Source organism: Sphingobium sp. 15-1 (genome assembly GCF_013375535.1).
Taxonomy (GTDB): Bacteria; Pseudomonadota; Alphaproteobacteria; order Sphingomonadales; family Sphingomonadaceae; genus Sphingobium; species Sphingobium aromaticivastans.
Map to the genome: position 1 here is coordinate 872,150 of NZ_JABXJG010000001.1, position 20,070 is coordinate 892,219.

The window sequence follows — 20,070 nt, forward strand, 5'->3', positions numbered from 1 at the left end:
CTACACCATGCGTTGGGACACGATCCACGCGCGCGCATACACTGTGAACTTCGGCGTAAAAGCGCCGCTTCCCGCTGCGCATTACGCCCACATTTTCCTGTCCTACACCACCCCACTCAGGCTATGCCCATCTCGGCTCCTCGACCTGCACGTACTTCAAAAAGGCCGCGCTCTCGCGCTTCTATCGTGTAACCTGTGTCACCCAAATCCCATTGTGACGGACATTGATCTTCGCTCATGGACTTGCCCGCGATCCTTGCCGACATCGTTGCCCAAGCCGCGGCCCGGGAAGATCGCGGCACTGTCGCCAGCTACATCCCGGAATTGGCGAAGGTCGACCCTGGCCAGTTCGGCATCGCCATAGCCACCGCCGACGGCCGCCTGATCGAAGGCGGAGACGCCGATACCGGTTTCTCCATCCAGTCCATCTCCAAGGTCTTCGCCCTGACTCTCGCCCTCGGCAAAGTCGGTGACCAGCTTTGGGAGAGGGTAGGGCGCGAACCCTCGGGCAATGCCTTCAACTCCATCGTCCAACTGGAGCAGGAACGGGGCATCCCACGCAATCCCTTCATCAACGCGGGCGCCATCGTCGTCGCGGACATCAATCTGGGCGGCCATCAACCCCGCGTGGCCATCGGTGAAATGCTCCGCTTCGTCCGCTATCTGGCGGGTGACGACAGCATTGCCATCAATGAAACCGTCGCCGCGTCCGAAACGGCGACCGGCTTCCGCAACATGGCGCTCGCCAATTACATGCGCGCTTTCGGCAATGTCCGGCATCCGGTCGATCTGGTGCTCGGCACCTATTTCCATCAATGCGCGATCGAAATGAGCTGCCGCCAACTCGCGCTGGCGGGCCGCTATCTGATGCTCGACGGCCAGCATCCCGACGGCGGCCGGGTCGTTTCGCCCAGCCGGGCCAAGCGCATCAACGCCCTGATGCTGACGTGCGGCCATTATGACGCGTCGGGCGATTTCGCTTTCCGCGTCGGCATTCCCGGCAAATCGGGAGTGGGCGGCGGCATATTGGCGATCGTCCCCGGTCGCGCCTCCATAGCCGTCTGGTCCCCAGGGCTGAACGAAAATGGCAACAGCCAATTGGGCACATTGGCCCTGGAAGAACTGGCCCGCCGCACCGGATGGTCGGTGTTCAGCCCGCCGGGGGAGGGCGCCTAAGGCACCTCATCCGCCCGCAACCGTCGCAGCTTGGGCGCCGTCTCCATCTGCGCCGCGTCCTTGATGTCCATGCGCAGGTCTTCCCGCGTCTGATGGATGGAGGCGATCACTGGTCCCATCGCCACGCCCAGGTCGACCAGAGCGGTTTCCGCCAGTTGAAGCGAGCTTTCCAGCGTCTCCGGCACCGCGTCGCTCGCCCCCGCCCGGTATAGCTGCGCCGCATGATCGGTGTCTCGGGCGCGGGCGATGATCGGCAAGTCCGGCACCCAGCCCCGCACGCGTTTCGTCACCCGGATGGAAAGGACAGGGTCATCCATCGTCAGGATCAGCGCTCGCGCATGACCCAGGCGCAGCTTGTCGAGCATTTCGGTCCGGGACACGTCACCGAACAGGATCGGGTACCCCGCGCGCCGAGCGTCCGCGACGACATCGGGATCGGATTCCACCACAATAAAGCGCTGCTTGTGGAGGTTGAGCAGGTCGCAGACCATGCGCCCCACACGACCGAATCCGATCACCACGGCAGCGGCCTCCGCATGGTCTTCGCTGATTTCCGGGGCTTCTTCCCCCAGCGCCATTTCCAGCCGCCGGGCAATATCATGCCCCAGCCGCGCCAGCAGCGGCGTGATGGTGAGCCCGATCGCCGTCACGATCTGCCAGAATGCGGCGGTGGAGGGCAGGATCAACTGGGCGGCGGCGGCGGCGGACAGCACGATGAGGGTGGTTTCCGACGGGCTGGACATCAGCACGCCGACTTCCAGCGCGACGCCTTTCCTCGCGCCTGAGACGTACAGCAACGCTGCGGTCACGAGGGTCTTGGCAAGGACCACCCCGACCACTGCCAGAATGAGCGTCGGCCAATTGGCCAGGATCACCCGCACGTCCAGCCCCATGCCGACGGTGATGAGGAACACGCCTAGCGCCAGCCCCTTGAACGGGGCGGTCATGACCTCCACCTCGCCATGATAGTCGGTTTCGGCAATCAGCAGCCCGGCCAGCAGCGCGCCGACGATCGGGGACAGCCCGGCAATGGATGTCGCCATGCTGGATACGATGACGACCAGAAGGCTGGCGGCAAGGAACACTTCCGGGCTTTTCGTGCGCGCTGCCTGGCTGAAGATATGCGGCAGGCACAGGCGGCCCAGGACCAGCATGATGGCGATGGTGATGCCGCTTTTCATCAGCGTGTCGGCCAGTTCGCTCCAGGGACCCTCCGGACTTGCCGCGACCGAGGGCGCGAGGGCGCCCAGCATGAAGATGATCGGCACCAGCGCCAGATCCTCGAAAAGCAGCATCGAAAAGGCCGCGCGGCCCACGGCGCTCTGCGTGCCGACCATCGGGAGCACGACCGCCGTCGATGACAGCGCCAGGGCAAGACCAAGGCCGAATGCACCGGCGGGTGCCTGGCCCAACAAGTAAAGGCCAAGTGCAATAAGCGTTCCGCCGCCGATCAATTCTGCCGCGCCGACACCGAATACTTGCGCCCGCATGGTCCAAAGGCGGCGGAAGCTCAGTTCCAGGCCGATGGAGAAAAGAAGCAGGATGACGCCAAGTTCGGCAAAGGGCTCTATCGCCGCCCTGTTGGAAATGGTGACATGATAGAGCCAGGGATATTGGCCGACCAACGCCCCCAATCCGGATGGTCCCACCGCCAGTCCGACCAGGATGAAGCCGATGACCGGGCTGATCCGGAGCCGGGCGAAGCCAGGAATGACCAGTCCCGCTGCGCCCAGGATGACAAGGGAATCGCTGAAGCTTTGGGGATTGATTGCGCCGGCCATGACCGATCATCGCCACAAATGCCGCGGATAGCCAGCAATAAGGACGCAATGGCGAAATTGATGCCTGGAAGAAGCTGGTGCGGACGGCGGGACTTGAACCCGCATTCCCAGGGGGAGGCGGATTTTAAGTCCGCTGCGTCTACCGATTTCGCCACGTCCGCTCAGGCCGTTACCCCCTGAAGGCTAACGGCGCAGAGGTCAAGGATGTGCTTGGATCAGACCGCAGCTTTCGTGTTCAACCGTTCCCGCATTTCCTTTCCTGGCTTGAAATAGGGAACGCGCTTTGCGTCCACCGGAACCTGCTCTCCCGTTCGCGGGTTCCGTCCGGTACGCGCATCGCGTGCGCGTGTCGTAAACGCGCCAAAGCCGCGCAATTCCACTCGTCCGCCATTTGAGAGGCGGTCGACTATTTCCTTGAAGAAAAGATCGACGATCCTTTCCACTTCCTGGAGGTTGAGGTTCGGATTTTCCTCAGCCAGTTTCTGTATCAGTTCTGAGCGTATCATTGGTCCTCCAGACTCCCCCTTCTGGTTCCCGCTTGACTTATAATGAATCCCCAAGCTTCTGACAATTGGCCAATATCGGTATGTCTTTCTCATTATGGGAAAAGAAAAAGCCCGCCGGAGCGAAGTTCCGGCGGGCTCTATTACTTAAGTTAGATAACGAAGGAGGCCTTAGCCTTCGCTCTTCGCCTTCAGCGCTTCGCCCAGGATGTCGCCCAGCGACGCGCCGCTGTCGGACGAGCCATATTGAGCCACAGCCTGCTTCTCTTCAGCGATCTGCATCGCCTTGACCGAGAAGGTAGGCTTCTTGGCGCGGTCGAAACCAGTGACCATGGCGTCGAACTTCTGACCGACCTGGAAGCGTTCCGGACGCTGTTCGTCGCGGTCGCGGCCAAGGTCGCTGCGCTTGATGAAGCCGGCGGCGCCATCTTCGCCAGCCTGGACTTCCAGGCCGCCGTCGCGCACTTCCAGAACGGTCACGGTGACGATCGCGTTCTTGTTGAGGCCAGCAGCCGCAGCAGCGGTGCCGCCAGCGGCCGGACCGCCACGCTCAAGCTGCTTCATGCCAAGGCTGATGCGCTCCTTCTCGACATCGATGTCGAGAACGACGGCCTGAACCGTCTCGCCCTTGCGGTGCAGGGCCAGCGCGTCTTCGCCCGAAATGCCCCAGGCGATATCCGACATGTGGACCATGCCGTCGACGTCGCCGTCCAGGCCGATGAACAGACCGAATTCGGTCGCGTTCTTGACTTCGCCCTCGACGGTCGAACCGATCGGGTGACGTTCGGCAAAGCTGTCCCAGGGGTTGTTCTGGGCCTGCTTGAGACCGAGCGAGATGCGGCGCTTTTCGGGATCGACTTCGAGCACCAGGACTTCGACTTCCTGGCTGGTCGAAACGATCTTGCCGGGGTGGACGTTCTTCTTGGTCCAGGACATTTCCGAAACGTGGACCAGGCCCTCGATGCCGGCTTCCAGCTCAACGAACGCACCATATTCGGTGATGTTCGTGACGCGGCCCGACAGCTTCGCACCGACCGGATACTTGGCGGCGGCGCCTTCCCACGGATCGCTTTCCAACTGCTTCATGCCAAGGCTGATGCGCTGGGTGTCGCGGTTGATGCGGATGATCTGAACGCGAACGGTGTCGCCGATGTTGATCATCTCGTTCGGGTGGTTGATGCGCTTGTACGACAGGTCGGTGACGTGCAGCAGGCCGTCAATGCCGCCCAGATCAACGAACGCACCATAATCGGTGATGTTCTTGACGACGCCCTCGATGATCTGACCTTCGGCCAGCGTCTGGATGAGGCCCGAGCGCTGTTCGGCGCGGGTTTCTTCCAGGATGGCGCGGCGCGACACGACGATGTTGCCGCGGCGGCGATCCATCTTGAGGATCTGGAAAGGCTGCGGAATGTCCATCAGCGGGGTGACGTCGCGAACCGGACGGATGTCAACCTGCGAGCCGGGCAGGAACGCCACGGCGCCGTCCAGGTCGACGGTGAAGCCACCCTTGACGCGGCCGAAGATGACGCCTTCGACGCGGGCGCTTTCGGTGAATTCGGATTCCAGCTTGTCCCAGGCGGCTTCGCGGCGGGCGCGGTCGCGGGACAGCATGGCTTCGCCATGGGCGTTTTCGACGCGGTCGACATAGACTTCGACTTCGTCGCCAACCTTGAGGTCAGCCTTCTGGCCCGGCGCGGCGAATTCGCGCAGCGGCACGCGGCCTTCCGATTTCAGGCCGACGTCGATCAGCGCCATGTCGTTTTCGATGCCGGTTACGGTGCCCTTGACGACGCGGCCTTCGAAGCCGCCGTCCTCGCCACCGAGAGAATCATTGAGAAGCGCGGCGAAATCGTCGCGCGAGGGGAATGCCGTAGAGGCCATGTTGTAGTCCTTCACTCGTCATTGCTGGCCTACCGGTTGTATCCGGTGGTCTTTCAGGCCAAACCGTCCACGCGGCCGGATTGCCGCGCAAACATCCGTTCGGCCCTGACGAGTCGACGCCCCGTAGATAAGCGAAAAGGGCGCCTGGGAATCCCCGGCACCCGGCATCGCGTCAGGCCTTGCGCCGACGTTCCAACTGGGCGTCCACCAGTGCAATGGCCTGCTGGACGGCGGCGTCTATAGTCAAATTGCTGGTATCGAGCAAGTCCGCTCCATCGGCCATGCGCAGCGGAGCATGGTCACGGCTCATGTCGCGGGTGTCGCGGGCCTGAATGTCCGCGATCAGGCTGTCCATGTCGGGGCGGCCGCCATGCGACAGGGCGTCGTCATAGCGGCGTTGCGCGCGGACATGGACGCTGGCGGTGACGAAGATCTTGGCGTTGGCGTCGGGCGCGATGACCGTGGCGATGTCGCGGCCATCGAGGATTGCGCCGCCGGGCTGGGTGGCGAAGTCGCGCTGTCGTTTCACCAGCGCCTGGCGGACGCTTTGATGGATGGAAACGCGGGACGCGAGGGAGCCGACCGCTTCGCTGCGCAGCGCCGGATCGGCAAGGACGCCGTCACGGAAGGCGCAGGCGGCAAGAGCATCGGCTTCATGATCCGGATCGCCGCCGGTCTTGAGCACGGCAAGGCCCACCGCGCGATAGAGCAGGCCGGTGTCGAGGACGGGCAGGCCGTAATGGCGGCCGAGGGCCTTGGCGATGGTGCCCTTGCCCGAGGCGGCGGGGCCGTCGACGGCGATGATCATGATGCTTTGCCTTTCCGCAGCGCCTTGGCGAGTCCGATGAGGGCGATGAACGCCCAGACGACTTCCAGCGCCATCGACGCGACGTTGAAATGGACCATGAGCGAATAGATCAGCAGCAGCGAGCCGACCAGATTCAGCAGGTTGAAGAAGGTGAAGTTCAGCAGCTTCGCCATGTTGCTATAGGCATAGGCAATGACCATCAGGCCGCTGCCGATCAGGCCTATGACTTCGGCAAGGTCGAAACTCACGCCAATGCGCCGAGCGTCTGCAACAGGCCGGTGAAGCCGGGGAAGCTGGTCGCGACTGGGCGCATGTCGTCTATGGTGACGCCATTTTTCGACACGAGGCCGGCGATGGCGAAGCTCATGGCGATGCGGTGGTCGAGCTTGGTGGCGATGGGGCCGCCGCCGGGCAGCAGCGCGCCGCCGCTGCCCTCGATGATAATGCCGTCCTCCAGTTCCTCGACGGTGACGCCGACGGCGCGCAGGCCGGCGGCCATGGTGGCGATACGGTCCGATTCCTTGACGCGCAGTTCTTCCAGGCCGCGGAAGGTGCTGCGCCCTTCGGCAAAGGCGGCGGCGATGAAGGCGACGGGATATTCGTCGATCATCGATGGAGCGCGGGCCGGGTCCGGCTCGACGCCCTTGAGGGCCGAGGCGGTGATGACGAGATCGCCCACCGGCTCGCCGCCGACTTCGCGGGGATTTTCGATGCCGATGTCACCGCCCATTTCACGCAGCAGATCGATCAGGCCTGCGCGGGTGTCGTTGAGGCCGACATTGGCGATCGTCACCTTCGAACCCGGCACCAGCAGCGCCGCGACCATCGGGAAAGCGGCGGAGGAGGGGTCGCCGGGGACGGTGATCGACTGGGGGCGCAGTTCGGCTTCGCCCTTCAGCGTGATGATGCGGGTGCCATCGGCTTCGACTTCCACATTGAGGTCGGCGCCGAAGCCCTTGAGCATGCGTTCGCTATGGTCGCGGGTGGGGATGGGCTCGACGATCCGGGTGATGCCGGGGGCATTGAGGCCCGCGAGCAGGATTGCCGACTTGACCTGCGCCGATGCGACGGGAAGGCGATAGTCGAGCGGCACGGCGGGACAGGCGCCGCGCATGGTGAGCGGCAGGCGGTCGCCGGGGCTGGTGGTGAAGCTGGCCCCCATGCGGGAGAGCGGTTCGGTGACCCGGGCCATGGGGCGCTTGCTTAAGCTAGCGTCGCCCACGAAGGTCGCGGTGATCGCATGGCTGGCGACCAGGCCCATGAGCAGACGGGTCGAGGTGCCGCTATTGCCCATGTCGAGCGCGCTTGTCGGTTGAAGCAGGCTGCCGACGCCGACGCCATGGATATGCCAGATGCCGTCTTCATCCTTGCTGATCTCCGCGCCCATCGCCCGCATGGCGGCGGCGGTGGAGAGGACGTCCTCCCCCTCCAGCAGACCTTCCACGCGGCTTTCGCCCACGGCTAGCGCGGACAGCATCAGCGAGCGGTGTGAAATGCTCTTGTCGCCCGGCACGGTGATGGAGCCGGAAAGGGCCGGAGCGGCATGGAAAGTCATGGGGGTCGGTTGGTCGGAAGAAGCGGTCACGGGTCAATCCGTCTGCAAAACTTGAAAAAATGCGCCCGGCTTTTGACAGCGCGGTTTCGCTATGGCAAGGCGCCGTCTCTTCGCGGGCGACCCCTGTCGTGCCGCGTAATCTCTGTTTTGAGCACTCGCAAGAAGGACAAGGCCGGACATGGTCAAGGCTGAATGGGGCACGAAGCGTACCTGCCCGAAATGCGCCACGCGCTTCTACGACCTGGGCAAGGATGACCCGGTCACCTGCATCAACTGCGGAACGGCATGGGAGCCGGAGCCGGTGCTGAAGTCGAAGCAGCCGCTGCCCTATGAGGAAGCGCCCAAGAAGGTCATCGAAACCGCTGACGGTGAACGTGAAACGGCCGATGACGATTTGGACCTGGATCTGGACGTGGATGATGACGGCGATTCGCCGGATAACGACGTCGATCTGGGCGGTGACGACGATCTGGGCGTCGACGCTGGCGGCGACGATGGCGACGACGACAATTAATTGAATTTTGTGCTTGCCAAGGAGGAAGCCGCCACCTAATGGCAGCGACCTCCGAGGCGCCGCCCCAACGGCGCCGACACTGGAAACGGGGCCTTAGCTCAGCTGGGAGAGCGCCTGCATGGCATGCAGGAGGTCAGCGGTTCGATCCCGCTAGGCTCCACCAGTTTTTCGGGAAATGAAAATGTCCGGGGGCATTTTCCCGAAAAACGCCCGAGCGCCAGCGAAGGGTGTGGCGAGGTTGCAAATGACCTCGATCAACGCTGCTGATGATTGGGCAAGGGACGTCCAGACATAGGCCGACGGCGTCATGCCGGACATGGCCTGATCCATTGGGATGCGCTATGATGTCGCGCAACGATGGGGCCTTAGCTCAGCTGGGAGAGCGCCTGCATGGCATGCAGGAGGTCAGCGGTTCGATCCCGCTAGGCTCCACCAAATTTCCGGACAGGATGATGGTCGGAAGCATGTTTTCCGCGAACTTCAAAGCGAGAGTGACGGGCCTTGAGATGTCTATCAGGTCGTCATGGATTTGCTCTGACTAAAGAGCATGAGTCCTCATAGCTTGGCTGGATTATCGAAGAACCGGCCCTGATGCGATGCGGGGGGCATCCAGAATTGGCCAATAGGGGACGTAAGCTGGCCTATCCCTCATTCGTCATGCTGAACTTGTTTCAGCATCCATTTCTCCCCACGAACCAAGGCTCAATCCGGAGGAATGGACCCTGAAACAAGTTCAGGGTGACGAATAGGGGAATGGCAAGAAACCACCCATTTTATCCGGATTTTCGCAATTCCAACCACCGATGCCTCCCCCACATCCGAGCATGATTTCGTCACCCCGCACCAATTCTTTCCATCTCAGCGCTTCACGCTGCATCCCACTTGGGTTAGTCCCCCTCAGGATCATGGATGGGGGCAGATATTTCGCGATGAGGGTGAAGTAGGGCGTAATGACGTTGACCCCCCTTGCCGCCGTGATTCTCGGCGTCGTGCTGGCCGCATGGCTTGGCGCGGCGATCTGGGCGCTGTCGAGCGGCCAGCGGCGGCGTCGCGAAGGCATGCAGGCCCAGGGAAAGCTGGATCGGTTGTCGGTTCTGCTCGCTTCCGCGCCGGCCGCGCCCATTGTCGTGCATCCCGACGGCAGGCTGGAAGCGGCCGATCGCCTGGCCAAATGGCTGGGCAAGGAGAGGGTGCCGGCCTTCCTCTCCGAACTGACTGCGCCCGACGGCGGCCTGGAAGCGGATGACGCCGCCGCGCTGGCGCAGGAAATCGCCGCCGCCCAGCGTGCAGGCCGCAGCTTCGCGCTGCCGGTGCGGGGCGTCGATTCGTCGCGGCTGTTGCTGGTGCGGGGCGCGCCGGCCGGGCCGGTGCTGGCGGAAAGCGGCAGCGTCGTGCTCTGGATTTTCGACGCGACCGACAGCCAGTCGGAAATCCAGACGCTGAAGGGCAAGGTCGATCAGCTTCGCGAGGCGCTGGAGGCGCTGGCGGGGCTGGTGGAGGCTGCGCCCTTTCCAATGTGGCATCGCACGGCCGACATGCGGCTGAGCCTCGTCAACACGGCTTATGTCCGCGCGGTGGACGGCGAGAGCGCCCGCGAAGTCATTGCCCATGGCACCGAACTGGTCGAGACGGTCGGCGGCCTCACGCCGCAGGCCGCCGCCGCCCAGACGCTTGCGGACGGCGCACCCGTCGAGCGCATGGTTCCCGCGACGATCGACGGCGAAAGGCGGACCATGCGTGTCGTCGACGTTCCGCTCGGTGCGGCGGGCGTGGCAGGTTTCGCGATGGACCAGAATGATCTGGAGCAGGCCCGCGTCGAACATCGGCGGCTGGAGGCGGCGCAGCGCGACCTGCTGGACCGCCTGTCCGCGGGCGTGGCGCGCTTCGGATCGGACCGGGCGCTGCGCTTTTGGAACCAGCCCTTCATGAGCCTGTTCGGGCTGGATCAGGAGCGGCTGGCCGACAATCCGCTGTTCGAACGGGTGTTGGACCAGATGCGGGAGGCGCGGCGCTTGCCCGAGAATCGCGATTTCCCGGCATGGCGGGCGGAAAGGCGCGACTGGTTTCTTTCGCCCGATCCGCGTGAGGAGAATTGGCTGCTGGCCGACGGCACGCATTTGCGCGTCTATGCCCAGCCGCTGCCCGATGGCGGGCTGCTGCTGATCTTCGAGGATCGGACTGAGCAGGTGCAATTGTCGAGTGCGCGCGACACGCTGCTCCGCGTCCGCACGGCGACGTTCGACAATCTGTTCGAATCGATCGGCGTCTTTTCCTCCGACGGGCGCCTGCACCTCTGGAACAGCCGGTTCCGGTCGATCTGGGACGTGTCGGAAGACTTGCTGGCCAAGCATCCGCGCATCGATGAACTGATGCGGGCGGTTCAGACGCGCCTTGCCAAGCCGCAGCAGGCGAATCTCGTCCGTGAACTGGTGCGCGCCGCCACGGTGGAGCGCAAGCAGCGCGTCGGCCATGTCGGCTTCGCGGACGGGCGCATCTTCGAATTCGCCGCCATTCCGCTGCCGGACGGCAATGCGTTGTTCACCATGCTCGACGTCACCGACAGCCGCCGCGTGGAGCAGGTGCTGCGTGACCGCAACGACGCGCTGGAGCAGGCGGACAAGGTGAAGACCGCCTTCGTCACCAATATGAGCTACGAGTTGCGCACCCCGCTTACCACCATCGCCGGTTTCGCGGAGATGATGAGCGCGGGCTATGCGGGGGAGATGAGCGCCTCCGCCAAGGAATATGTCGACGGCATATTGCAGAGCACCAACCGGCTTTCCATGCTGATCGACAATGTGCTGGATCTGACGCAGGGCGAGGCGGGCATGCTGCCCATCGAAAAGGCGCCAGTCGACCTCGCGGTGGAGGCGCGCGACGCCGTGGCGCGGATCAAGGGCGACGCCACTGCCAAGGGGATCGACCTTGCCATGTCGCTCCAGTCCAGCCTGGGCATTGTGCAGGGTGACAAGCGCCGGATCGGCCAAGCGCTGGATCATCTGCTGGAAAATGCGGTGCGCTATTGCAGCCGGGGCGGCCGGGTGCTGCTGCATGGTGACGGGACGGCGGACAATGCGCGTCTTGTCGTCTCGGACAATGGGCCGGGCATCAGCGCCAAGCGGCAGGCGACGATCTTCGATGCCTCCTCCCGGACCGAACAGGCGCGCAATGGCGGCAAGGCGGGGATCGGCCTGCCGCTCGCCCGGCAATTGGCGCAGGCGCATGGCGGGACGCTGCAACTGGTGTCGGAACCGGGACAGGGCACCATGGTCGTGATCGAGCTGCCCCGTGGCTGAGGGTGAGATCGTCCTGGCCGGAGAGGTCGAGATGCTGGCGCTCGGGCATCGTCTGGCGGCCCTTGTCCGCATCGGTGACGTGATCGCGCTGGAAGGTGAGCTGGGCGCGGGCAAGACGACGCTCGCTCGGGGCATATTAGAGGGATTGGGGCTGGAGGGGGAAGCGCCGAGCCCCAGCTTCGCCATCGTCCAGCCCTATGAAATTCCGGAAGTCCGCCTGCCCGTCGCTCATGTCGACCTTTACCGGCTCGATGGGCCAGAAGAGGCGGAGGAACTGGCGCTGGACGAATATCTGACGGACAGCCTGCTGATCGTCGAATGGCCCGATCGGCTGGGCGAGGAGGCATGGCCTGACGCGCTGCGGTTCCACATCACCATCGAACCCGACGGCGCTCGGCGCTTGACAGCGGACGTGCCGGGCGCTTGGACGGAGCGATGGTCACAGATATGATCCCGCCCGTCGCCGCTCCCGCTTTTCTCGCGCAAGCGGGGTGGGGGCATGCCGCCATCGTGCCGCTGGCCGGGGATGCGTCCTTCCGCCGCTATTTCCGGGTGATCGACGGTGCCCGCCGGGCGGTGCTGATGGATGCGCCGCCGCCGCATGAGGACCCGCGCCCTTTCATCGCCATTGCCGAGCATCTGACGGCGAACGGTTTTGCCGCGCCGCGAATATTGGCGCGCGATCTGGAAGAAGGACTCGTCCTGATCGAAGATTTCGGTGACCTGCGCGTCAAGGAGCATGTCGAGGACGTGCCGGACGCCGAAGGGGATGTGTATCGCCGCGCCGTTGACCTGCTGGCGGCGCTGCATTGCCTGCCCGCCGCCGAGGTGCCGCCCTATGACCGCGCCGTCTATCAGCGGGAAGCGGGATTGCTGACAGAATGGTATTGTCCCGCCATCGGCCTGCCGGTGGATGAGGCGGGTTATGTCGCGGCATGGGACGCCGTGCTGCCGCTGGTCGAGCGATCGGCCAGCCCGGTCGTCACGGTGCTGCGCGATTATCATGCGGAAAATATCATGCTGATCGATCGGGCGGCGTCGCATGGGCTGGGCCTGCTCGATTTCCAGGACGCGCTGGCCGGGCATCCGGCCTATGATCTCGTCTCATTGCTCCAGGATGCGCGGCGCGACGTGCCGCCCGCGCTGGAGGCGGCGATGCTCGACCATTATCGCGCTATCGCCAATCCCCCGGCCGATTTCGACGCCGCTTATGCCGTGCTGGGGGCGCAGCGCAACGCGAAGATCATCGGCATCTTCACCCGCCTGTGGAAGCGCGACGGCAAGCCGCGCTATCTGTCCTATCTGCCGCGCATGTGGGACTTGCTGGAACGCGACCTCGCCCATCCCGCGCTGGCCCCCGTGGCGGCGTGGTTTGCGGCCAACATCCCCGCCGAAAAGCGCCATCGCGCCTTAGAGGATTTCGCCTCCGCATGATCGACACCGCGATGCTGATGGCCGCCGGACTGGGCAAGCGCATGCGCCCGCTGACCGCGACCCGTCCCAAGCCGTTGGTCAAGGTGGCGGGCAAGCCGCTGATGGATCATGCGCTGGACCGGCTGGCGGCGGGCGGCATCCGGAAGGTAGTGGTCAATGTCCATTATCTGGCCGATACGGTCGAGGCGCATCTTCAGGCGCACTGCAATGGCGTCATGCAAGTCGCCATTTCCGATGAGCGCAGGAAGCTGCTGGAAACGGGCGGCGGGTTGATCCATGCCAAGGATCAGTTGGGCGACGCGCCCTTTTTCTGCGCCAACAGCGACAATCTGTGGATCGACGGGCCGCAGGAAACGCTGGGCATGATGCGGAAGATCTGGAACCCGGAGCGGATGGACGCGCTGTTGCTGCTGGTGCCGCTGGCCCGCGCCAATTGCCACCGGGGGCCGGGCGATTTCCACATGGACGCGAACGGTCGGCTGACGCGGCGGAAGGCGTCCCATGTCGCGCCCTTCGTCTTCACCGGGGTCCAGATCATGTCGCCCACTTTGCTGGCCGATCCGCCGTCGGAGGTCTTCTCCACCAATATCTTCTGGAACCGGGCGATAGAGGCGGGGCGCCTCTATGGCGTTTCGCACCAGGGGCTGTGGTTCGACGTCGGCACGCCGCAGGCCATTCCGGTCGTGGAGTCGATGCTGGCCCATGGGTGATCGCACCCGCCCGGCCCTGTTCAACATTCCGGCGCACCGCGCTTTCTCCGACGCGCTGGTAGCGGGCATCCTCGCCCGGCATGGCGACAATCCGATGCGGCTGGCGCAGGGCATGATCCTGCTGCCCAATAATCGCGCCATCCGGTCGGTCAGCGACGCTTTCGTGCGGAAGTCGGGCGGCGGATTGCTCTTGCCGCGCCTTGTCGCATTGGGCGATCCCGATCTGGGCGAGCAGGTGGGCGGCGCGCTCGATCCATTGGGCGAGGATGATCCGGTGCCGCCCGCCATAGCGCCGATGCGCCGCCAGATGATCCTGGCGCGGATGGTGCAGCAGGCTTCGGCGCACCCGGTCGACGCGGGGCAGGCGTTGAAGCTTGCCCAGGCGCTTGGCGCGGTGCTCGACCAGATGCAGGTGGAGCGGCTGTCGGTCAGCGCGCTGGCCGACCTCAGCTTGTCGGACGAGCTGTCGCAGCATTGGCAGACATCGCTGAAGCTGTTCGGCATATTGCTGGCGCAATGGCCGGAGGAACTGGCGCGGCTTGGTTGCATCGATCTGGCGGATCGTCGCAACCGGCTGCTGGATCGCGTGGCGGCGCGTTGGGCGAAGGCGCCGCCCGAGGGATTCGTTCTTGCTGCGGGCATGTCCACCACGGCTCCGGCGGTCGCCATGCTGCTCCGGCGGATCGCGGTGCTGCCCAAGGGCGCTGTCGTCTTTGCCGGTCTGGATCAGGAGATGGACGAGGAATCCTGGGACGCCATCGGTCCCTTCGATGCCGATCCGCTGACCGGCCGCGCCCCCGCCGGGCACGAAACCCATCCCCAATATGCCTTGAAGCGCCTGCTCGACCGCATGAGCGCGACGCGGGACGATGTGGCGCTCTGGCGCTGGGGCAGCGAGCATGACGCCCGCGCCGTCAGGGGGCGGAATATCTCCAACGCCATGCTGCCGCCGCGTCTGACCAGCCGCTGGCGCGACCTCAAGACCGCCGACCGTTCGCTCGCGGGGGTGGAGGCGCTGGAGGTCGCGACGCCGGGCGAGGAGGCACAGGCCATCGCCATCGCCCTGCGCGAAGCGGTCGAGACGCCGGGCCGCACCGCCGCGCTGGTGACGCCCGACCGGCAATTGGCGACCCGCGTGTCCGCGCATCTGCGGCGCTGGGGCATAGAGGCGGACGATTCCGCAGGGCAACCGCTGTCGCGCCTGCCGCCCGGAACCTTGCTGATCGCCATGGCGGAGGCTCTGGCAGAGCGGTTCGCGCCGGTTGCGCTGCTGACGCTGCTCAAGCATCCGCTGGTCATGCGCGGGGACGAAAGGCTTGGCTGGCTGGAGGGCGTGCGCGGGCTCGACCTGCTGCTGCGCGGGCCACGGCCGCAGGCTGGGATCGTTGGACTCGACCTGCTGCTTGCCGAGCGCGAGGGCGAAGACCGGCAGCGCATCCTTCGCGCCCGCACGCGGCAGTGGTGGGCGGAGGCCCGCGTCCTGCTGGAGCCGCTGGAGCAGGCCTTTCTGGCAGCTCCCGACCTCGCGGGACAGTTGGCCGCCATTCGCGAACATGCCGGACGGCTGTCGCACGATGCGGTCTGGGCCGGGCATCAGGGGCATGCCGCCGCCGACCTCTTCGCAGAGATGGAGGAAGCCGCCAGCGAGGGGCCGCGTCAGGCCGACATACGCGCATTGCCTGCGTTGTTCGACCATCTTCTGGGCGGCGTGTCGGTCCGTCCGCCGCAGGGCGGGCATCCGCGCATCAGCATCCTGGGTCTGATCGAAGCGCGGCTGGTGCAGACCGACCTCATGATCCTGGGCGGGCTCAACGAGGGCACCTGGCCGGGCCTGCCCGCGCCCGATCCCTGGCTGGCCCCGCGCATCCGGCGGGAGATCGGCCTTCCAGGGCTGGAAAGCCGCATCGGCCTTGCCGCTCATGATTTCGCCAGTGCTCTGGGCGCGCCGCAAATCCTCATTACCCGCGCCAGGCGGGGATCGGGTGGTCCGGCGGTCGCCTCGCGCTTCTGGCTGCGGCTTAAGGCTATGGCGGGGCCGCAATGGAAAAGCGCTGACCGCTATGCTGTGCTGGCGCAGGCGATCGATCATGCGGCGGATCATAGGCCCGCCAGCCGACCCGCTCCTGTGCCGCCGCTGTCGGTGCGGCCGAAGGTCATTCCCGTCACCGATGTCGACCGGTTGAAGGCCGACCCTTATGCCTTCTACGCCAAGCGCATCCTGCGCCTCGCCCGGCTTGATCCGGTGGATGCCGACGCCGGGCCGGCCTGGCGCGGCACGGCGGTGCATGAAATCCTCCAGCAATGGGCAGAGGGAGGCAGTAGCGACCTGGCCGATCTGGAAGCCCGGGCGCGGGCAATGTTTGACCGGCCGGACGTCCACCCCCTGCTGAAAGCGCTCTGGCAGCCGCGTCTGATCGAAGCGATCCGCTGGATTGCCGCGGAGGTGGCGAGCGATCTTGCCGCGGGCCGCAAGATCCTCTCGGTCGAGATCGAAGGCCGGGCGGAGATCGCGGGGGTGACGTTGACCGGCAAGGCCGACCGCATCGACCTGTTGCCGGACGGGAAGCTCGGCATCGTCGATTATAAGACCGGCAAGCCCCCCAGCGCGCGGCAGGTCAAGGCGGGCTATGCGCTCCAGCTCGGCCTGCTAGGCCTGATCGCGGAGCATGACGGCTTTCCCGGTACGGATGCAGGTCCGGTGGCGGGCGGCTTCGAATATTGGTCGCTCGCCAAAAAGGGCGACGCCTTCGGCTATCGCGAAAGCCCGGTCGACGCCCTGGGCAAGCGGGACAAGATCATCACCGCCGACTTCACCTCCCTGGTCCACGCCCAGTTCGAGGATATTGCTGGGGCGTGGCTTACCGGCGGGGCGCCCTTCGATGCGCAGGTGAACCCGGAAGTCGCCAATTATGGGGATTATGACCAGCTCATGCGGCTGGAGGAATGGTATGGCCGCGACGATGGCTGAAAAGGCGAAGGCCCTGCAACCGCTGGCCGGCGCCCAGGCGCAGGCGGCCGCGCCCGACGCCCATGTGTGGCTGTCGGCATCGGCGGGCACGGGCAAGACCCATGTGCTGACCGCGCGCGTCTTCCGCCTGCTGCTCCAGGGGGTGCGGCCGGAAAATATCCTCTGCCTCACCTTCACCAAGGCGGGCGCGGCGGAAATGGCGGATCGCGTCCACGACCGGCTCGCCGCCTGGGTGCAGATGAGCGGCCCCGCCCTTGCCGCCGACCTGATGGCGCTTGGCGAGGATCATGGGCAGGAGATGCAGGACGTCGCCCGCCGCCTTTTTGCCGAGGTGCTGGAATCGACCGGCGGCGGCCTGCGCATCCAGACCATTCACGGCTTCTGCCAGCAATTGCTGACGGCCTTTCCGCTGGAGGCTGACCTGCCGCCCGGCTTCCGGCCGCTCGACCAGCGGGAGCAGGCGGTGCTGGCGCGCCAGACGCTGGCCGACATGGTGGTGGTCGCGCAGGAACAGGGCGACGACGTGCTGATCGAGGCCTTGCAGGCACTCAGCCTGCGCATGGGGGAGAGCGGCGCGGAGAATTTCCTGCTGCGCTGCGCCGCCCGGCTGGATGCGCTGGAGGCTCTGCCGGAGGATATTGCGCCCTGGCTGATGCGGGAAATGGGGCTGCCCGAGGGCGACATTGACGCGCATATCGCGGAGCAGTGCGCGGACGATCTGTTCGACATGCGTACGCTCATCTGGATCGCGCAGGCCAATGCGGATTGGGGTACCGGACGGGCGCTGGAGCGCTGCGACCGGATTGCGCGCTGGCGGAACCTCGATCCGGCGGAGCGGGCCGCTACGCTGGCCGATCTCCACGCCGTCTGGGCCAAGGCCGACGGTGAGCTGATCTCGACCGGCAAGGGTTGGGCGCCGCAGGTCGACGGCTATGGCGAGGCGATTGCGCGCATGCATGGGCGCTGCGCCGAATTGCTGGGGCTTCGGCTCCGCGCCGCCTATGCCGCGCTGCTGGCCAAGGCGCTGCATGCCGGTCGCATCTACGCGCGCGCCTATGCGGAGGCGAAGCAGTTGGCGGGGGCGGTCGATTTCAACGATCTGATCGCCAACACCGCGCAACTCCTGTCCCAGCCCGGCATTGCCGACTGGATACGCTATAAGCTCGATCAGCGCATCGACCATATTTTGGTCGATGAGGCGCAGGACACCAATGTCGACCAGTGGCAGATCGTCGGCGCGCTGGCGGCGGAATTTTTCGCGGGCGAGGGAGCAAAGGGCGACAGGGTCCGCACCATCTTCACCGTGGGCGATTTCAAGCAGGCCATCTTTGGATTTCAGGGCACCAGCCCCGAAGCTTTCCGCGCCGCGCAGATCGTCTTCCAACGCCATGCGGAGGATGCGAGCCATATTTTTCACGACCTTTCGCTCCAGCACAGCTTCCGGTCTACCCCCGCCGTGCTGGATGTGGTCGACCGCACCATAGCGACGCTGAGCGCTGAGCGCTTCGGGCTGGATGCGGGCGAAGTCCGGCATGTCAGCGCGAACCGCTTTCCCGGCGAAGTGCTGCTGTGGAAACCGGTGATCGCGGGCCTGTCCGACGATGCCGAGGGGGAGGAGGATTGGGCCGCCGATCAGGAACGGGTGCTGGCGCAGACCATTGCGCGCCAAATCAGGCAGTGGATCGATGACGGGCTGATGCTGGAGAGCCGGGGCCGCCCGGTGACGGCGGGCGACATCATGATCCTGGTCCGCCGCCGTAGCGAACTGGCGCGGCTGATCGTGGCGCGGCTTTATGAGGAGAAGGTGGCTGTAGCGGGCATCGACCGCCTGCGGTTGAACGCGCCGCTGGCAGTGCGCGATCTACTGGCAGCGTTGCGTTTCGCCGTGCAGCCGGAGGATGATCTGAACCTGGCCGCTTTGCTGGTGTCGCCGCTGATCGGCTGGACGCAGGACGAGCTGATGAACCGCCTCATCGGCCGCCGCGTCGGGCTGTGGCAGCATCTGACGCAGACGCTGGACGCCGCGCTGCTGGAGCCTTTGCGGGGGCTGCTGGGGCAGGCCGACTTCACCACTCCCTATCGCTATCTGGAGGCGATCCTGTCCGGCCAGATGGATGGCCGTCGCCGGCTGATCGAGCGTCTCGGGTCCGAAGCGGTCGATCCGATCGAGGAATTGCTGAACGCCGCGCTCGCCTTCGAGAATGACGATTATCCCTCGCTCCAGCGCTTCATCGACTGGTTCGACCGGGGCGAGGTGGAGATCGTGCGGGATGCCGCCGCTCAGGGGGATATGCTTCGCTTGCTGACAGTGCATGGCGCCAAGGGCTTGCAGGCGCCCATCGTCATCCTGGCCGATGCCTGCCTCGATCCGGATGCGGGCAATCGCGCGGATTCGCTGGAGTGGAATGGCCTGCCCATCATCGCGCCGCGCAAGGCGGAACGGCAGGGCGAAATAGGCCGGGTGGCGGAGGAAGCGAGCGCCGTCGAACGGGCCGAACATTGGCGGCTGCTCTATGTCGCGCTGACGCGGGCGGAGGAACGGCTGGTCGTGACCGGCTCGCTTGGCCCCCGGGCCAGGGGGGAGGTCAAGCCCGAGAGCTGGTATGCCGCCGTCGAGGGCGCGCTGGTCTCGCTGGAGGCGGAATGGGAGGCCGATCCGTTCTGGGGTGCGCGCCGCAGTTGGCGAGGGAGGGAGATTCTTCCTCCCAAAGCAGCGGAATCCGCTGTTGCGGAAAGCGGAACGGTTCATGGGGAGCCTACCTGGCTTCGCAAGCCCGCGCCTGTTGAAGCCCGGCCGCCGCGCCCTCTGGCGCCTTCGGCAGCGGTGGAGGACGATGTGCCTTATCCGCCGCCGACCCCGGCGATGCGGGATGCGGCTGAGCGCGGCCGCTGGCTGCACCGGCTGTTCGAGCGGCTGGCCGATGTGCCGCCTGACAGCCGCCGCGCTCGCGCCGACAATTGGCTGGCGCAGCAGGGGCTTGGCGATGCGGCGCGGCGGCATGACGTCATCGAACAGGCGCTACGCGTGATCGAAGACCCGCAATTCGCCACGCTTTTCGGGCCGGATGCGCTGGCGGAGGCGCCCATCGCCGCCGTCGTGGGGGAAGCGGTGATCGCTGGAACCGTCGACCGGCTGCGCATCGGGGACGAGCTGGTGCAACTGGCCGATTTCAAGACCGGGCGCATATCGCCGCTCGCCGTGGAGGAGGTCCCGCTGGCCCATGTCCGGCAGATGGCCGCTTATGCCGCCGCCTTGCAGGTGATCTTCCCCGGCCGCCGGATCGAGGCGGGGCTGCTCTACACCGCGGCTCCCCGGCTGATTACCCTGCCGCCGGAGCTGCTGGCGCGGCACAAGCCGGGCTTTCCATCCGCGCAGGAGAATTTGCCGCTTCCGACCGTTGAGACGGATGCGACACCGTCCTAAATAGCTGCCAACCGAAG

14 protein-coding genes and 3 tRNA genes are annotated in these 20,070 nt (G+C 65.5%); 10 read left to right on the top strand and 7 right to left on the bottom strand.

Annotated features, from left to right (window positions below; translation table 11 throughout):
- The first annotated feature begins 237 nt into the window (after positions 1–237).
- Entirely contained in the window at positions 238–1,176 is a 939-nt protein-coding gene (locus HUK72_RS04005) for a glutaminase (protein WP_176595639.1), read from the top strand.
- On the opposite strand, the gene HUK72_RS04010 is transcribed toward HUK72_RS04005, so the two are convergent.
- The 7 genes from HUK72_RS04010 to aroA all read right to left on the bottom strand — a co-directional run bounded on the left by HUK72_RS04010 (position 1,173) and on the right by aroA (position 7,737).
- Positions 1,173–2,957 (bottom strand): cation:proton antiporter, encoded by a 1,785-nt coding sequence (locus HUK72_RS04010; protein WP_176595640.1) that lies wholly within the window; start codon positions 2,955–2,957, stop codon positions 1,173–1,175. The two genes, HUK72_RS04005 and HUK72_RS04010, sit on opposite strands and share 4 nt — an antisense overlap.
- 75 nt (positions 2,958–3,032) lie before the next feature.
- Positions 3,033–3,118 (bottom strand) — tRNA-Leu (locus HUK72_RS04015).
- A gap of 54 nt (positions 3,119–3,172) precedes the next feature.
- Complete coding sequence (locus HUK72_RS04020) at positions 3,173–3,463, bottom strand: integration host factor subunit beta (protein ID WP_176595641.1); 291 nt, start codon at positions 3,461–3,463, stop codon at positions 3,173–3,175.
- A gap of 168 nt (positions 3,464–3,631) precedes the next feature.
- The gene (rpsA, locus tag HUK72_RS04025) at positions 3,632–5,344 is read right to left on the bottom strand and encodes a 30S ribosomal protein S1 (protein WP_176595642.1); all 1,713 of its coding nucleotides are present in this window, start codon (positions 5,342–5,344) and stop codon (positions 3,632–3,634) included.
- Positions 5,345–5,516: 172 nt separating this feature from the next.
- Positions 5,517–6,152 (bottom strand): (d)CMP kinase, encoded by a 636-nt coding sequence (gene cmk, locus HUK72_RS04030; RefSeq protein WP_176595643.1) that lies wholly within the window; start codon positions 6,150–6,152, stop codon positions 5,517–5,519.
- A complete protein-coding gene (locus HUK72_RS04035) occupies positions 6,149–6,400 on the bottom strand; it encodes a hypothetical protein (protein WP_176595644.1) in 252 nt (83 codons plus the stop codon). The genes cmk and HUK72_RS04035 overlap by 4 nt, the downstream gene beginning before the upstream one ends.
- A complete protein-coding gene (gene aroA / locus HUK72_RS04040) occupies positions 6,397–7,737 on the bottom strand; it encodes a 3-phosphoshikimate 1-carboxyvinyltransferase (protein ID WP_336950295.1) in 1,341 nt (446 codons plus the stop codon). The genes HUK72_RS04035 and aroA overlap by 4 nt, the downstream gene beginning before the upstream one ends.
- A 148-nt stretch (positions 7,738–7,885) precedes the next feature.
- Here aroA and HUK72_RS04045 point away from each other — a divergent pair, with 148 nt between their 5' ends.
- The 9 genes from HUK72_RS04045 to addA all read left to right on the top strand — a co-directional run bounded on the left by HUK72_RS04045 (position 7,886) and on the right by addA (position 20,053).
- Positions 7,886–8,221 carry a TIGR02300 family protein gene (locus tag HUK72_RS04045; protein WP_176595645.1) on the top strand — a complete coding sequence of 112 codons (336 nt, stop codon included), beginning with the start codon at positions 7,886–7,888 and terminating at the stop codon, positions 8,219–8,221.
- Between the two features lie 87 nt (positions 8,222–8,308).
- Positions 8,309–8,384 (top strand) — tRNA-Ala (locus tag HUK72_RS04050).
- A 196-nt stretch (positions 8,385–8,580) separates the two neighbouring features.
- Positions 8,581–8,656, top strand: a tRNA-Ala gene (locus tag HUK72_RS04055).
- Positions 8,657–9,171: 515 nt separating this feature from the next.
- Positions 9,172–11,517 carry a PAS domain-containing sensor histidine kinase gene (locus tag HUK72_RS04060; RefSeq protein ID WP_176595646.1) on the top strand — a complete coding sequence of 782 codons (2,346 nt, stop codon included), beginning with the start codon at positions 9,172–9,174 and terminating at the stop codon, positions 11,515–11,517.
- Entirely contained in the window at positions 11,510–11,968 is a 459-nt protein-coding gene (gene tsaE, locus HUK72_RS04065) for a tRNA (adenosine(37)-N6)-threonylcarbamoyltransferase complex ATPase subunit type 1 TsaE (protein WP_176595647.1), read from the top strand. The genes HUK72_RS04060 and tsaE overlap by 8 nt, the downstream gene beginning before the upstream one ends.
- Positions 11,965–12,951, top strand: a complete 987-nt coding sequence (locus HUK72_RS04070) for an aminoglycoside phosphotransferase family protein (RefSeq protein ID WP_176597736.1) — start codon at positions 11,965–11,967, stop codon at positions 12,949–12,951. The genes tsaE and HUK72_RS04070 overlap by 4 nt, the downstream gene beginning before the upstream one ends.
- On the top strand, positions 12,948–13,661 hold the full coding sequence (locus tag HUK72_RS04075; protein ID WP_176595648.1) for a nucleotidyltransferase family protein: 714 nt from the start codon (positions 12,948–12,950) through the stop codon (positions 13,659–13,661). The genes HUK72_RS04070 and HUK72_RS04075 overlap by 4 nt, the downstream gene beginning before the upstream one ends.
- Positions 13,654–16,629: a double-strand break repair protein AddB gene (gene addB / locus HUK72_RS04080; RefSeq protein ID WP_176595649.1), complete on the top strand. Its 2,976-nt coding sequence runs from the start codon at positions 13,654–13,656 to the stop codon at positions 16,627–16,629. The genes HUK72_RS04075 and addB overlap by 8 nt, the downstream gene beginning before the upstream one ends.
- Positions 16,610–20,053, top strand: a complete 3,444-nt coding sequence (gene addA, locus HUK72_RS04085; RefSeq protein WP_176595650.1) for a double-strand break repair helicase AddA — start codon at positions 16,610–16,612, stop codon at positions 20,051–20,053. The genes addB and addA overlap by 20 nt, the downstream gene beginning before the upstream one ends.
- The last annotated feature ends 17 nt before the right edge of the window (positions 20,054–20,070 follow it).

What these genes read in the sequence shown, in the direction of transcription:
- HUK72_RS04060 (WP_176595646.1), top strand. Translation starts at nt 9,172, where the DNA reads ATGACGTTGACCCCCCTTGCCGCCGTGATTCTCGGCGTCGTGCTGGCC.
- addB (WP_176595649.1), top strand. Translation starts at nt 13,654, where the DNA reads ATGGGTGATCGCACCCGCCCGGCCCTGTTCAACATTCCGGCGCACCGC.
- addA (WP_176595650.1), top strand. Translation starts at nt 16,610, where the DNA reads ATGGCCGCGACGATGGCTGAAAAGGCGAAGGCCCTGCAACCGCTGGCC.
- HUK72_RS04020 (WP_176595641.1), bottom strand. Translation starts at nt 3,463, where the DNA reads ATGATACGCTCAGAACTGATACAGAAACTGGCTGAGGAAAATCCGAAC.
- HUK72_RS04005 (WP_176595639.1), top strand. Translation starts at nt 238, where the DNA reads ATGGACTTGCCCGCGATCCTTGCCGACATCGTTGCCCAAGCCGCGGCC.
- rpsA (WP_176595642.1), bottom strand. Translation starts at nt 5,344, where the DNA reads ATGGCCTCTACGGCATTCCCCTCGCGCGACGATTTCGCCGCGCTTCTC.
- HUK72_RS04045 (WP_176595645.1), top strand. Translation starts at nt 7,886, where the DNA reads ATGGTCAAGGCTGAATGGGGCACGAAGCGTACCTGCCCGAAATGCGCC.
- HUK72_RS04075 (WP_176595648.1), top strand. Translation starts at nt 12,948, where the DNA reads ATGATCGACACCGCGATGCTGATGGCCGCCGGACTGGGCAAGCGCATG.
- HUK72_RS04070 (WP_176597736.1), top strand. Translation starts at nt 11,965, where the DNA reads ATGATCCCGCCCGTCGCCGCTCCCGCTTTTCTCGCGCAAGCGGGGTGG.
- HUK72_RS04010 (WP_176595640.1), bottom strand. Translation starts at nt 2,957, where the DNA reads ATGGCCGGCGCAATCAATCCCCAAAGCTTCAGCGATTCCCTTGTCATC.
- cmk (WP_176595643.1), bottom strand. Translation starts at nt 6,152, where the DNA reads ATGATCATCGCCGTCGACGGCCCCGCCGCCTCGGGCAAGGGCACCATC.